Source organism: Streptomyces doebereineriae (assembly GCF_031845645.1).
GTDB lineage: Bacteria > Actinomycetota > Actinomycetes > Streptomycetales > Streptomycetaceae > Streptomyces > Streptomyces canus.
Map to the genome: position 1 here is coordinate 40,103 of NZ_JAVREZ010000011.1, position 15,129 is coordinate 55,231.

Sequence of the window (15,129 nt, forward strand, 5' to 3'; positions counted from 1 at the left end):
CGAAGTCAGTCGCCCTTCTGCGCGGTCTTCTGGATCTCGCCCAGGACCTTCGCCGGGTCACCGCCCGCGACCCCCGTCCCGATGCGCTGTTTCACCGCACCGTCGACCGCGGCCCACGCAGGATCGTCGGTGGGGGCGAACTCGGCGCTGGAGAGGGCGTCGACGAACGGCTTGTAATAGGCGGCGTTCTGGCTGTCGGAGCTGAGCACCTGACCGGCCGACTCGGTGACCGACAGGAACCCCTCGGTGGAGACGAACTTGGCGGCGTTCTCCTTCTGGTAGAAGAAGTCGAGGAACTTCTTCACCGCCGCCTTGTTCGACCCGTCGCTCTTCTTGAACGCGACGAGGTAGTCCTGCACGCCGAGCGTCTTGTGGGTGCTGCCGTCCTTGCTGGGCAGGGCCGCGACGCCGTAGTTCAGTTTGGCGTTGACGGGGTCGATGAAGCCCTTCCGCATGAAGACCGCCCCGTTGAGCATGCCGATCTTGCCCTGGGCGAACTGGTTGAAGACGTCCTTGCGGTTGGTGGCCTCCGGGTTGGGCTGGGTGACCTTTTCCTTCGTCAGTTTCCGCAGATAGCTGAGCGTGTCGACGTTGGCCTGCTGGTCGACCGTCCACTTGCCCGAGGAGTCGGTCCAGCCACCGCCGTTGTTCATCGCCCAGATCTGGAACTCGGCCTGCGCCTCCTCGGGGCCCAGGGGCAGCCCGAGGCCGATGTAACCGGCCTGCTTGATCTTCTTGGCGTCGGCCTCGACCTCGGCCCAGGTGGTGGGCGGCCGGGCTATGCCCGCCTTGGCGAAGATGTCCTTGTTGTAGAAGAACAAGCGCGCGCTGGAGATGAAGGGCAGGCCGTACTGGGCCCCCTTGTACTGCGCCTTCTGCCGGAACAGCGGGAGGAAGTCGGCCTGCACCTTGGGCGAGACGACGTCCTGTGCCTTGTAAACCAGGCCGTCGCGGGCGAAGTCGGAGAACTTGTTGTAGTTGAGGATGTCCGGTTCCTGCTTGGTCTGGACGTACGTCTTGACCTTGGAGTCCATCTGCTCCCAGTCGACGACTTCGAGGTTCACCCGGTAGCCCGGGTTGGCTTTTTCGAAGTCCTTGATCAGCGCGGTCCAGTAGGCCTGGGTGTCGTCGTCGTACTTCGCCGCGACGAACCTGATCGTCTTGCCGTCGGATCCGCCGCTGTCCGAGGAGCTGCCCTTGCCGCAGCCGGTGAGGGCCAGTGCCAGGGCCGTACCCCCGGCGAGGCCCGCGAGGTGCCGTTTCACGGAGTACCTCTCCGCACGCATGGCGTGCTTGGTCAAGCGCGTGCTCGCCTGATTGCGCGCCCGCTTGCTTGTTTATGCTCGATTGCTGGTGCTATCAATCATCGAACGACATGATGCTCAATGAAACGCGCACAGTGTCAAGGGCCGTCGCATCACGTATCGGTCACGCCGTGCGCCCGAGAGGGGAGTCCCCGATGAGTCAGACCGACATCGAGATCGCCACCCAGCCCGACTGCTGGAGGCAGGCCGTGGCACTGGCCCGGCGGCCCGACGGTCCCGTCTCCGCCTCGCTGCCCCGGCCCGGCGAGCGGGTGGCCGTCGTCGGCTGCGGGACGTCCTGGTTCATCGCCCAGGCGTACGCGGCACTGCGGGAGTCGGGCGGCCATGGCGAGACCGACGCCTTCCCCGCCTCCGAGATGCCGGGCGGGCGGGCCTACGACCGGGTGGTCGCGCTGACCCGGTCCGGCACCACGACCGAAGTGCTGGAGCTGCTCGGCCGACTGCGCGGGCACACCCGCACGACCGCGGTGACCGCGGTGCCGCAGTCACCGGTGACGGGGCCGGCGGACGCCGTCGTCGTGCTCGACTTCGCCGACGAGACCTCGGTCGTCCAGACCCGGTTCGCCAGCACCGAACTGGTGCTTCTACGGGCCCACTTGGGCGAGGACCTGGAGCATCTGCCGCAGCAGGGGCGCTCTGCGCTGGACGAACCGCTGCCGGCCGGGGTGCTGGAGGCCGAGCAGTTCACCTTCCTGGGGCAGGGCTGGGCCTACGGGATCGCCCAGGAGGCGGCGCTGAAGATGCGTGAGGCGGCGGGCGCCTGGACCGAGGCCTACCCGGTGATGGAGTACCGGCACGGCCCGATCAGCGTCACCGCACCCGGCCGCGTGGCGTGGTGGTTCGGCGACCCGGCGGCCCTGCCGTCCGGTCTCGCCGACGAAATCGCGGACACCGGCGGGCAGTTGGTGGCGCTCGGCCGGGACCCGCTGGCAGATCTCGTCGTGGTGCACCGGCTGGCCTCCGCCCTCGCCTCGGCACGCGGGCTGGACCCGGACAATCCGCGCCATCTGACCCGTTCCGTGATCCTGGCCTGACCGGGCCTCCCCCCGGGAGGATCTCGGGGGCCACAGAATTTACATGTCCGTTACGAACGGTTTCCGGGCGCGCCGAGGCCGGTCGGCGGGTCCCGGGACCGACCGCCACCAGGAACAACAGCCGCTCCACGGCAGCCCTCGGGGCACTCGGGACGCCGTGTGCCCCGCATGTTGACAGGTGGCGATTCCCGCAAGAGCATGTGCGAAATCGCTTCGAATCTTGCATCTGCACGCAGAATCAAGCAGACCGCAGCCCTGGCGGGCACCGCGCTTCTTCGTGACCGTGCGCTCCGCACGCCACCGGCACCACGCACCGCCGCTCCTGAGCCACCGTCCTGTCCGACAGGAGGACACGAGTGCACGCCCGATTGAGCAGTCCCGGCGGCCTGTTGCTCGCTGCCGCACTGACCGCCGCCATGCTGATGGCGCCCCTCACCGGCTCCACCGCCGCGGCCACGGCCGCCGCCACCGCCGGTCCGAAGGTGACCCGCACCGCGAACGCCGTCACGGTCTCCGTGCCGGCCTCCGCCAACACCCCCGGCTACACCCTCGACGTGGCCACCGACGAACTCGCCCTGACCACGCGCCGCGCCGGGAAGACCGTGCTCGCCACCGCCTCCGGCGACACCGGCGCCCTGCGCTTCGCCACGGCCGACGGCACCTGGCAGCACGCGACCGGCGTCACCGACTGGACGTGGAAGAACGGCGTCCTGACCGTCACCGCCGACAGCACGCTCGACGGCGCCACGGTGGAGGCCCGGATCACCCCCGGCGCCGACCGCTACCAGCTCGACTGGGACGTCCGAGGCGGCGCACCGAAGCAGCTGGGTCTCACCTACGACCTGGCGTCGGCCGGCCACTGGTACGGCCACGGCGAGGCGGAGACCCCGCAGGGCGGCCCCGGCACCGACCAGCCCTGGCCGCTGGACGCCGGCGAGGTCGACCACCCGACCTTCGGCCCGGCGTCGTACCACATGATCGACCCGTTCTGGTACACCTCCAAGTCGACCGGTCTGCGCGTCGACACCGGGAACGTCATGGACGTGGCGCTCAACAAGGGCAAGGACGGCCTCGGCACCTTCGTCGTCGAGTCGCCCGACACCTACAAGGCCACCGTGTTCGTCGAGTCGACCCCGCTGGGGGTCTACCGCGACTACATCGGCATCGTCGGCAAGCCCACCAAGTCCGACGCCACGTACGAGCAGTACGCCAAGCCGCTGTGGAACTCCTGGGCGCAGTTCTACACCAAGGTCGACCAGGAGAAACTGCTCGACTATGCCACCGACCTCCACGACAACGGCCTGGACGGGCACACCATCCAGCTCGACGACAAGTGGGAGTCGAACTACGGCAATCTGACCTGGGATCCCAAGACCTTCCCCGATCCCAAGGGCCTCTCCAAGAAGATCCACGACATGGGGTTCGACTTCGGCGTCTGGGTCACCCTGTGGATCAACCTGGACTCCGCCAACTACCAGTACGCGGTCGACCACGGCTATCTGCTCATGGACGCCAAGGACAAGACCAAGCCGTGCGACGTGACCTGGTGGAACGGCGAGGCGGGGATCATCGACCTCGCCAACCCCGAGGCCAAGGCCTGGTACGAGGGCAACCTCAAGTCCCTCATGGACACCTACGACATCGACGGGCTGAAGTTCGACACGCGCTTCTTCGACGAGAGGTGCGCGCCTCGCGAGGGCTCGCAGGTCACGGACTACCAGAAGCTCGGCACGCAACTCGCCGACGAGTTCGACCTCCAGGGCGCCGGGATCCGGGTGCACTGGAACAAGACGGCTCACGAGGCCGGCTTCGTCACCCGCCAGGTCGACAAGGGCACCGGCTGGGACTCCCTGCGCGCCTCCGCCTCCCAGAACCTGGCCATCTCCACCATCGGCTACCCGTTCGTCGAGTCCGACATGATCGGCGGCTCCGGCGGCCAGCCCGCACCGACGAAGGACGTACTGGTGCGGTGGGCGCAATCCGCCTCGCTGATGCCGCTGATGTACGTCTCGACCTCGCCGGTGGACACCAACGACACCACCACCGGGCAGAAGGTCGACTACGACCAGGAGACGGTCGACCTCTACCGGCAGGCGATCAAGACGCACGAGAAGCTCGCTCCCTACATCTGGGATCAGGTGCAGAGCACCCTGAAGACCGGCGATCCGATCATGCGGCCGCTGTTCTTCGACTTCCCGAAGGACGAGGCGAGTTACACGGTCGCCGACGAGTGGATGCTCGGCCCTGCCGTGCTGGCGGCGCCGAAGCTGAGCACCGGAGCCACCCGCTCCGTGCATCTGCCGCCGGGCACCTGGTACGACGTCAACCAGGGCACGGTGATCCGCGGTCCCCAGACCCTCAAGGGGTATGCGGCGCCGCTCGGCGTCACCCCGGCCTTCGTCAACCTCAAGGCCAAGGGCGCCGACAAGGCCATCAGGGCGCTCAAGCGCGACGACGCTCCGGCCGCCGCCGTCCTGATCACCCCGGACGCCCCGGCCACCGACGCCGGCAAGCCGTTCCAGGTGACCACGGACGTGACCAACTGGAGCACCGGGACCCTCACGAGCGTCAAGGCGGCCCTCGACCTGCCCGGCGGCTGGAGCGCCAAGGCGACCGGCCCGACCACGGCGAGCTCCCTCAAGAACGGCGCCGCACTCACCACCACGTGGACGGTGACCCCCGCCGCGGACGCCCGCTGGGGCAGCCACGACCTCACCGGCACCGCCACCTACAACGGCTCGACGAAGGTGTCGGACACCGTGCAGGCGCAGGTGAAGGCAGCCCCGGGCAGTGTGCAAGCGCCGTACCTGACGACCGACACCACCTCCGAGGACCCCCAGTACGCCCAGGCCGGTGACCAGTTCGCCATCTGGGCGGGCGGCCAGGACCTGTCCGGCTGGAAGGACGAGAAGGGCGTCATCTACCGCGACGAAGTGGCCGGCGAGAAGTCCACCGTGCAGGCCCAGCTGGTCTCACAGAACAGCACCTCACCGGTCGGCAAGGCGGGCATCGCCCTCGCCAACGACCTGACCGCACCCGAGAAGGGCGGCTACGCGGTACTGGCCATGACCCAGAGCTACGGACTGGAGTTCATGACCGACAGCGACGGCGACGGAAAGCTCGACACCTGGGCGGGCGGCGGCGCCACCTACCACCCGGCGTATCTCAAGCTGACCCGGGACGGCACCACCTACACCGCGTACGCCAGCAAGGACGGCCAGACCTGGTCGCAGGTCGGCACCGCCGAGGTGCCGTCGGCCGCCGGCACCGAAGACGCCGGGATGGTCGCCAGCGCGGCCAACGTCAACTACCCCGGCCAGAACATCGAAGCCGTGTTCAGCGGATTCACCGTCACCTCCTGACACGTCGGTATCACCGGCACCCCCGGTTGCCCGGCAGGCCCCCCTCCCCCCTTGGGCCTGCCGGGAACCATCCCCGCTTCCCGTGCAGGACTCCCGCCCCCCCGTGGGAGTCCGCCGGGGACCACTCCCTGCACCTCCGTGAGAGAGGGAACCCAGCCCCATGGCACGTACGTCCTCACTCGTCGCCGGCTTCGTCGCCGGCGTCGTCGTGGCCGCCAGCACCACCGCGATCGCCGTCACCGGTACGGCGACCACCAGCACCGACCTCAACTCGAAGGCCACCACCACCTGGCTGACCGTCAAGGTCGCCGACGCCATGGGCACCAGGGACACCATCACCTGGGTCCCCACCGGCTCCTTCGCCGGCTCCGCGGAAGAACGGGTCCCGCGCTACCCGATGACCCCCATCCAGGGCAAGGACACCAAGGAGCTGAAGCTCTCCGCCGTGCGCAACGAGCAGGTCTCGGCGCAGTTGGCGATCGCCTCCGGCAAGAAGCTGGACGACGTCAACGCCGTGGTCGGCGACCTCACCGGGCCCGGCGGCGCGAAGCTGTCCGGCGCCGACACCCAGGTCCGGTTCGTGAAGTACGTGCCCGTGCAGCGTTCCAAGAGCGAGGTCGACTGGTCCGCCACCATCGACCAGGTCAGTTCCGGCAAGGAGGTGTCCGGCGACCGTAACCCGGACGTGGTCGGCGACCCGCTGGAGGAGGGGTCCTCGGTGGACGTACCCGCGTACGCGGCGCAGCCACTGTGGTTCACCTTCCACATCCCCAAGGGAGCCAAGCCCGGCACCTACACCGGCACGGTGAAGGTCAACGCCGACGGCCGTACCCAGAGCACGTACCCGCTGACCATCGAGGTCGCGGACGCGAGCGTGCCCGACCCGAAGGACTACAGCTTCTTCCTCGACGTGTGGGCGCAGCCGGAGACGATCGCCAAGAACCACGGCGTCAAGCTCTGGTCCGACGAGCACTGGAAGCTGATCGACAAGTACGACCGCGACCTGGCCTCGCGCGGCCAGAAGGTCATCAACACCACCATCGTCGACAACCCTTGGCACCACCAGTGGTCGCTCGGCACCCGGGAGTCGCAGACCGCCACGCCGTACACCAGCATGGTGGGCTGGGCCTGGAACGGAAAGACGTTCTCCTTCGACTTCACCCGCTGGGACAAGTACGTCGAGACCGCCAGACGTGCCGGACTCGGGCCCGACATCGGCGCCTTCTCCATGCTGGCCTTCCAGGACCAGGAGCACCTCACCTACACCGACACCACCACCGGCAAGACGGTCTACGAGAACGTCGACCTGGGCGGCGACCGCTGGCGTCAGGCGTGGGGAGCCTTCCTCCCCGCCTTCGAGAAGCACGTGAAGGCGAAGGGCTGGCTGGACCACACCTGGCTGTCCTTCGACGAGCGGCCCATCGACACCATGACCGTCGTCAAGAACTTCGTCCACGAGGTGGCGCCGGCCTTCGACAACCGCATCTCCGTGGCCGGTTCGATCAACACCGAAGGCGTCGCGTCCAACCTGTCGGTCGACTGGGGCGGCATCGACGCGATGACGAAGGAGAAGGTGGAGGAGCGGCGCAAGGCCGGCAAGATCACGACCTTCTACGTGTACGGCTCGCCGGCCCACCCGAACACGCTGTCCTACTCGCCCGCCGTCGAGTCGCGGATGCTGCCCTGGATCTCCGCCCAGCGGGATCTGGACGGCTTCCTGCGCTGGTCGTACAACAGCTGGACCAGTGATCCCTTCAAGCAGCCGGTGCACATCTTCACGCAGGGCGACGAGTACCTGGTCTACCCGGGCAAGGACGGCCCGATGTCCAGCATCCGCTGGGAGCAGCTGAAGGAGGGCATCGAGGACTACGAACTCATCGCCCAGCTGCGGAAGAAGGACGGCGGCACCGACAGCGACGCCCTGACCGAGGCCCTCACCACCGCCACCCGGAACCTCGACGGCCGGACGAAGGACGTCAACGACATCGAGACCGCCCGGGCGGCAGTCGTGAAGGGGCTGACGTCATGAGGGGCAGGTGGAGATCTCTGCTGCTTGCCGGAGCGCTGACTGCCATGTCCCTGTCCGGCGCGGGTGTCGTGACACCGGCCCAGGCGGAGCAACAGACCCCGGCGCGGCACACCGTCACCTACGACCAGCACTCCGTACTGGTCGACGGAAAGCCCCTGTACATCTGGGGCGCCGAGTTCCACTACTTCCGGCTGCCCAGCCCCGACGCGTGGCGCGACGTCCTGCAGAAGATCAAGGCGGGCGGATTCAACGCGGTCTCGCTCTATTTCGACTGGGGTTACCACTCCTCCAAGCCGGGCTCCTACGACTTCACCGGCACCCGTGACGTGGAGCGGCTGCTCGACGAGGCCGAGCGCGCGGGCCTGTATGTGATCGCCCGACCGGGCCCGTACATCAACGCGGAGGTCTCCGGCGGCGGCATGCCCGCCTGGCGGTCCACGCAGGCCGGCGTGAACCGTACCTCCGAGCCGGAGTACATGAAGGCGGCCCGGGAGTGGATGAGCCGGATCAACCCGATCATCGCCCGCCACCAACTCACCCGTGGCACCGGGTCGGTGATCCTGTACCAGATCGAGAACGAGTACCAGGGCGGTCGCCACGACGCCGACTACATGCAGACCCTCATCGACTGGGCGAAGGAGGACGGCATCGATGTGCCCACCTTCGTCAACGACGGTGGCGCCAACCAGAACTGGGTGAGCGGCAAGGGTGCACCGGACATCTACGGCTTCGACGCCTACCCGCAGGGCTTCGACTGCAAGGACCCCGACACCTGGAAGAACCTGCCCGACTATTCGTACGTCAACGAGTGGAAGCCCGAGTCCCCGCTGATCATCCCGGAGGCACAGGGCGGTGCCTTCGACCCCTGGGGCGGCACCGGATACCAGGACTGCGCGAAGCTCACCGGCACCGACTTCACCCGGGTGTTCAGCAAGATGAACATCGCCGCCGGCGTGAGCGGCCAGTCCTTCTACATGACGTACGGCGGCACCAACTGGGGCTGGCTCGCCGACCCCAACGCGGTCTACACGTCGTACGACTACGGGGCGCCGATCAACGAGTCCCGCCAACTGACGGACAAGTACCAGGAGTTCAAGCGCCTGGGCTACATGGTCAACTCGGTGACCCCGCTGGCGCGCACCGACAAGGCCGAGGCCCCGACCCCGACCGACGACGCCCTGCGCATCGACCGGCGCGTCAACCCCGACGACGGCACGCAGTTCTTCACCGTTCGGCACGCCGACACCCGTGTGAAGGACAAGGACGAGACCACCCTGTCGCTGAAGGGCGCCGACGGCGACTACCCGCGTGTACCGCAGCAGGGAGCGATCACGGTCGACGGCCGGGACGCCAAACTCCTCGTCGCCGGTTACGACTTGGGCGAGAACCAGCGGCTCGTCTACTCCACCTCGGAGATCATGACGCACGCCAAGATCGGCGACCGGGAGGTGGCGCTGCTGTACGGGCGTGCGGGCGAGGCCGGCGAGACCGTGCTCCGGTACGCCGAGCGCCCCGAGGTCAAGGTCCTCGACGGCGATGTCACCACCACCTGGGACGCCGAACGTGGTGACCTCCGCCTGAACTACACGCACAAGGGCCTGGCCCGGGTGCTGGTGAACGGCATGGAACTGCTGATCGCCGACACCGCGGAGACCGCTCACTGGTGGCGGCAGGACACCGCCGCGGGCCCGGTCCTCGTACGCGGTCCGTCCCTCGTCCGTACGGCCGAGCAGGCGGACGGCACCCTGAAACTGACCGGCGACTCCACCAAGGCCGCGAAGATCGAGGTCATCGCGGACGCCAAGAAGGTGACCTGGAACGGCCGCGATGTCGCCGTCACCCAGGCGCCGCTCCCGGTCGGACTGCCCAAGCTGACGACGTGGAAGTACAAGGAGGAGGCGCCGGAGTCCGCTCCCGGCTTCTACGACGCCACCTGGACCACCGCCGACCACCTCACCGCCAACAACGCGGCGCTGGCCGGGTCGCTGCCGGTCCTCGCGATGGACGAGTACGGCTTTCACCACGGCAACGTCTGGTACCGCGGCCGGTTCAAGACCACCGGTGCCGCGACCGCGCTCGCACTCGACGCCAAGACCGGCAACACGGGCCAGTACGCGGTCTGGCTCAACGGCCGCTACCTCGGCGGCTCCGGTGACGGCGCGCACAGCTTCGACATCCCGGCGGGCACGCTGAAGGCCGCCTCGGACGGCGGGGACAACGTCCTCTCCGTCCTCGTGGAGAACGCGGGCCACAACGAGGAATGGGGCCACGACTACTCCAAGGAGCCGCGCGGGCTGCTCAGTGCCGAGGTGATCGGCGGGGCCTCCACCCTCACCTGGAAGATCCAGGGCAACCGCGGCGGCGAGGACCCGGTCGACACCGCCCGGGGCCCGTACAACAACGGCGGGCTCTACGGGGAGCGGGCCGGCTGGTCGCTGCCGGGCTTCCCCGACGGCAGCTGGAAGAGCACCACTCTCTCCGGGCAGGCAGCCAAGACCGAGCCCGGCGTGCGGTGGTACCGCACCTCCGCCCGGCTCGACCTGCCGCAGGGCCAGGACAACGCGCTCGCGCTGGACCTCGCCGAACCCACGGGCGGCAGCACCGGCTATCGCGCCGAGATCTTCGTCAACGGCTGGCTGATCGGCCGCTATCTGCCGGACACCGGACCCCAGACCCGGTTCGTCATCCCCAAGGGCCTCCTGCGTGAGCAGGGCGACAACACCATCGCCCTGGCCGTGTGGTCCACCAAGGCCGGCGCGGGCCCCGGCTCGGCCAAGCTCGTCGACCTCGGCGCTTCGGCGGGCGGGATCAAGGTCGGTACGGTTTCGGCGCCCTCGTACGACGCCAAGACCTACGCGATGCCGACCGCGGGCGCCCGGGTCACCATCGACGCCGACCCGTTCCTGGCCACCGGCACCGCGACCAAGGTCCCCGTCACCCTCAGCGTGCCGAAGGACGCGCCGACGGCCTCGAACGTCGCGCTGGCGCTGAAGGTCCCGGACGGCTGGACCGCGACCACCGACGACCCGACCCGTTTCGACCAGGTCCGGCCCGGCGGCACCGTGACCGCGGACTACGCGGTCACCCCGCTGGGTGACCCGGTCCACTACGCGGTCCTGTCCGCGACCGCCAAGCTCACCCAACCCGGCCGTCCGGGGACCGTCACCGGTGTGCGCGCCGTACAGGTGCCGCCGCCCGCGCTGTCCGCCGACGCCTATGTGAGCGACCTGACCCTGGTCAAGGCGGTCAACGGCTGGGGTCCGGTGGAGAAGGACTCCTCCAACGGGGAGGACGCGGCGGGTGACGGTCGTCCCCTGAGCATCGGCGGCACCACGTACGCCAAGGGCCTCGGCGTGCACGCGAACAGCCAGGTCCGGGTCTATCTAGGCGGTGGCTGCACCCGCTTCACCGCGACCGCCGGGGTGGACGACGAGGTCGGCGACGGCGGCAGCGTCACCTTCCAGGTGATCGCCGACGGCCGCTCTCTCATCACAACCCCGGTCGTGCGGGGCTCCGACGGAGGCACCGACATCGACGTGGATGTGACCGACGCCCGTTGGCTGGACCTGTTGGTCGACGGTGCCGGCGATGTCTCCTCGGACCATTCCGACTGGGCCGACGCCAAGCTGACCTGCGCGGGAGGCTCCTCGTGAACCTCGCCCGAGTCGGACGGCTGAGAGCCCTGCTGTCCGCGGCGCTGGCTTCCGTACTGCTCGCGGTCCTCGCCGCCGCGGTGCCCGCACACGCCACGGTCCCGGCTGAGGCCGCGGCAGCCAAGCCCACGCCCCACACCGTCAGTTACGACAAGTACTCCGTCAAGGTCGACGGCAAGCGGCTCTTCGTCTGGTCCGGGGAGTTCCACTACTGGCGGCTCCCCAGCCCCGACCTGTGGCGTGACGTGCTCCAGAAGATCAAGGCGAGCGGCATGAACGCCGTCTCGATCTACTTCGACTGGGGCTACCACTCCCCCGCGAAGGGCCGTTACGACTTCACCGGGATCCGTGACGTCGACAAGCTCCTCGACATGGCCGAGGAGGCCGGGCTCTATGTCATCGCCCGGCCCGGCCCGTACATCAACGCCGAGACGGACGGCGGAGGGTTCCCCGGCTGGCTGATGACGCAGAAGGGACAGGCCCGCTCCAGCGACCCCGAGTACCTCGACGCCGCCCGCGAGTGGCTCAAGCAGATCGACAAGATCCTCGCCCGCCACCAGGTCACGAACGGCACCGGACCGGTGCTGCTCTACCAGGTCGAGAACGAGTTGTACGACCCCGAAGGCCGCGACTACATCGTCGATCTCTCCAAGCAGGTACGGGCCGACGGCATCACCGTGCCCCTCGTCGGCAACGAGCCGATGCCGCAGTACGCGGGTGGCGAGGGCCTGGACTTCGTCGGCGAGCTGGACCAGTACAACTCCTTCTGCAAGGGCGAGTGGTGGCTGCCCGCCCTCGAGCGGCAGCAGGACGACGCCCCGCTGTCGATCTTCGAGGCGGGCACCGGCTGGTTCCAGACCTGGGGCGACACCGGCTACGAGAAGTGCCCCGAGAAGATGGGCCCCGCCTACCAGAAGATCGTCAACAAGCACGAGGTCATGCAGGGCACGACGATCGAGAACCTGTACATGACCTACGGCGGCACCAACTGGGGCTGGCTCGCCGACCCGCGCCAGGTCTACACCTCGTACGACTACGGCGCACCGATCAGCGAGCCGCGCCAGACCGGCGCCGACTACGACGAGATGAAGCGGCAGGGCCTCTTCTACACCACCACCGCCCCGCTCACGGCCACCGATCCGGCCGACGCCCCCGCCTCGTCCAACGACGCCGTGCACATCGAGGCGCGTGCCAACCCGGACACCAAGACCCAGTTCCTCTACCTCCGGCACAGCGACCCGATGGCCGACGCCGACGCCACCACCACCTTCGACTGGAAGACCCCGGACGGCACCTATCCGGTCACCGCACGGCTCAACGGCAAGACCGGCAAGATCCTCGTCGCCGGCCACGACCTCGGTGGCGGCCAGCGGCTCGTCTACTCCACCAGCGAGCTGCTGACCAGCGCGAAGACCGGTGGCCGTACACAAGCCGTGCTGTACGGCGGTGAGGGCGATCCCGGACAGACGATGCTCCGTTACTCCGCCAAGCCCAAGGTCACCGTGCTGGACGGCAAGGCGGACGCGACCTGGGACGCCGAGCGCGGCGATCTGAAGCTGGACTACACCCACTCCGGACTCACCCGAGTCCTCGTCCAGAGCGCCGGCCGCCCCGACCTGCTGCTGCTCATCGGCACCGACGACCAGGCCGCCGGCTTCTGGCGGCAGGACACGGCAGCCGGTCCGGTCCTGGAACGCGGCACCGAACTGGTCCGCACGGCGTCCGTCACCGGCCTGGGTACGACGCTCGCCCTCACCGGCGACGCGAAGAAGACGGGCCCGCTGGAGGTGTTCGCCCCGTCCGGCGTACGGAACGTCACCTGGAACGGCGCACCCCTGAGCGTGAAACCGACCTCCTCCGGCAGCCTGCTGGGCACCGTGCCCGGCCCCAAGGACGTCAAGCTCCCCGAGCTGACCGGCTGGAAGACGTCCGCCGAAACACCTGAGGCCGCCCCCGGCTTCGACGACTCGTCCTGGACCTACGCCGACAAGCTGACGACCGACAACCCGACCAAGCCCGGGACTCTGCCGGTGCTCTACCAGGACGAGTACGGCTACCACTACGGCTACGTCTGGTACCGGGGCCGCTTCAAGGCCACCGGCACCGAGAAGTCCCTGTCCCTGACCGCCTACGCCACCAACCCGGACACCGGCTCGGCGGCGGTGGGCGCGTACTCGGTGTGGATCAACGGGAAGTTCGCCGGGACGAGTCAGACCGGCCGCAAGACCTTCCCCATCGCCGACGGCCTGCTGCACAAGGGCAAGGAGAACGTGGTCTCCGTCCTGGTCGGCACCATGGGCCACAACGAGGACTTCACCTGGAACAGCGACGACCACAAGCAGCCGCGCGGCCTGACCACGGCGTATTTGGCCGGGTCCGACGCGCAAATCACCTGGCGTATCCAAGGTGCACGGGGCGGCGAGAAGCCCCTCGACCCGGTGCGCGGGCACATGAACAACGGCGGTCTGTACGGGGAGCGTTCGGGCTGGACCCTGCCCGGATTCCCTGACGGGTCGTGGGACGCGGCCACGCTGCCGACGAGTGACACCGCTCCCGGTATCGCCTGGTACCGCACCACCTTCAACCCCCAGCTGCCCAAGGGCCAGGACGTCTCCGTCGGCGTCACGATCACCGACAACCCCGACCGCAACTACCGCGCCCTCATCTATGTCAACGGCTGGCTGATGGGCAACTACGTCAACGACACCGGCCCCCAGCACACCTTCCCCATCCCCAACGGCATCCTGCGTGGCGACGGCAAGAACACCATCGCCATCGCCTCGTGGAGCGAGGACGCGAAGAGCGGCGGCCTCGGAAAGGTCGGCCTCACCACGCTCGGGAATGTCACGTCCTCGCTGCGGGTCGCCGATGTGGCCGCCCCGGCCTACGACGCCGCCACCTACGCCGACCCGGCCACCCCGGCGCGGGTGACCGTCGACGCCCCCGACACCGTCGAGCCGGGCAACAGCTACCAGGTCACGGCGACGGCCTCCGTACCGGGCAACGGCAAGACGCTCAACGGTCTCACCCTGAGCCCGAAGCTGCCGGAGGGCTGGACCGCGACCCCGGGCGACCCGGTGGAACTCGGCACTCTCGAACCGGGTGCCTCGGCGAAGGCCCAGTGGACCGTCACCGTACCCGCCGACCAGAAGACCGCCACCGTCGCGATTCTCCGCGCCACCGCCGACTTCACCCGGGGCGGCAAGCCCGGTTCGGTGACCGGGGAACAGGTGATGGCGGCGCAGCCACCGCCACTCACGGCCGGCGAACACTACGTCAGCGATCTGCCGTTCGCCTCCAGCAGCAACGGCTGGGGCCCGGTCGAACGCGACCAGTCCGTCGGTGAGAACGCCGAGGGCGACGGCCTGCCGCTCACGCTTCACGACACCGTCTACCAGCAGGGCCTCGGCACCCACGCCGCCAGCAGCGTCCAGGTGTGGCTCGGCGGCACCTGCACCACCTTCCACGCCTCGCTCGGCCTCGACCAGGAGACCTACGGCCGGTCCGACGGCCCGGCCACCGTCACCTACACCGTCCTCGCCGACGGAACGCCCGTCTACGAGAGCGGCACCGTCGACCGGGACACCGCGACGAAGAACATCGACGTCGACGTGGCAGGCGCGCGGCGGCTCGAACTCGTCGTCTCGGACGCAGGGGACGGCAACGCCCTCGACCACGCCGACTGGGCCGACGCCAAGCTGACATGCGGCGGCGGTGCTTGATGTC

6 protein-coding genes are annotated in these 15,129 nt (G+C 68.8%); 5 read left to right on the forward strand and 1 reads right to left on the reverse strand.

The window, feature by feature from the left end:
• Nucleotides 1-5 precede the first annotated feature (5 nt).
• Nucleotides 6-1,286: an extracellular solute-binding protein gene (locus tag RNB18_RS29055; RefSeq protein ID WP_311717081.1), complete on the reverse strand. Its 1,281-nt coding sequence runs from the start codon at nt 1,284-1,286 to the stop codon at nt 6-8.
• A gap of 173 nt (nt 1,287-1,459) precedes the next feature.
• Here RNB18_RS29055 and RNB18_RS29060 point away from each other — a divergent pair, with 173 nt between their 5' ends.
• From RNB18_RS29060 to RNB18_RS29080, 5 genes are all read left to right on the forward strand, one after another.
• Nucleotides 1,460-2,359, forward strand: coding sequence for an SIS domain-containing protein (locus tag RNB18_RS29060; RefSeq protein ID WP_311717082.1), 900 nt, complete (start codon nt 1,460-1,462; stop codon nt 2,357-2,359).
• 416 nt (nt 2,360-2,775) lie between these two features.
• Entirely contained in the window at nt 2,776-5,721 is a 2,946-nt protein-coding gene (locus RNB18_RS29065; RefSeq protein ID WP_311717291.1) for a TIM-barrel domain-containing protein, read from the forward strand.
• 160 nt (nt 5,722-5,881) lie between these two features.
• Complete coding sequence (locus tag RNB18_RS29070) at nt 5,882-7,750, forward strand: DUF4091 domain-containing protein (RefSeq protein WP_311717083.1); 1,869 nt, start codon at nt 5,882-5,884, stop codon at nt 7,748-7,750.
• Between the two features lie 44 nt (nt 7,751-7,794).
• Complete coding sequence (locus RNB18_RS29075; protein WP_311717084.1) at nt 7,795-11,403, forward strand: beta-galactosidase; 3,609 nt, start codon at nt 7,795-7,797, stop codon at nt 11,401-11,403.
• Nucleotides 11,400-15,125 (forward strand): beta-galactosidase, encoded by a 3,726-nt coding sequence (locus RNB18_RS29080; protein ID WP_311717085.1) that lies wholly within the window; start codon nt 11,400-11,402, stop codon nt 15,123-15,125. The genes RNB18_RS29075 and RNB18_RS29080 overlap by 4 nt, the downstream gene beginning before the upstream one ends.
• Nucleotides 15,126-15,129: the final 4 nt, after the last annotated feature.

What these genes read in the sequence shown, in the direction of transcription:
- RNB18_RS29055 (WP_311717081.1), bottom strand. Translation starts at nt 1,286, where the DNA reads ATGCGTGCGGAGAGGTACTCCGTGAAACGGCACCTCGCGGGCCTCGCC.
- RNB18_RS29060 (WP_311717082.1), top strand. Translation starts at nt 1,460, where the DNA reads ATGAGTCAGACCGACATCGAGATCGCCACCCAGCCCGACTGCTGGAGG.
- RNB18_RS29065 (WP_311717291.1), top strand. Translation starts at nt 2,776, where the DNA reads ATGCTGATGGCGCCCCTCACCGGCTCCACCGCCGCGGCCACGGCCGCC.
- RNB18_RS29070 (WP_311717083.1), top strand. Translation starts at nt 5,882, where the DNA reads ATGGCACGTACGTCCTCACTCGTCGCCGGCTTCGTCGCCGGCGTCGTC.
- RNB18_RS29075 (WP_311717084.1), top strand. Translation starts at nt 7,795, where the DNA reads ATGTCCCTGTCCGGCGCGGGTGTCGTGACACCGGCCCAGGCGGAGCAA.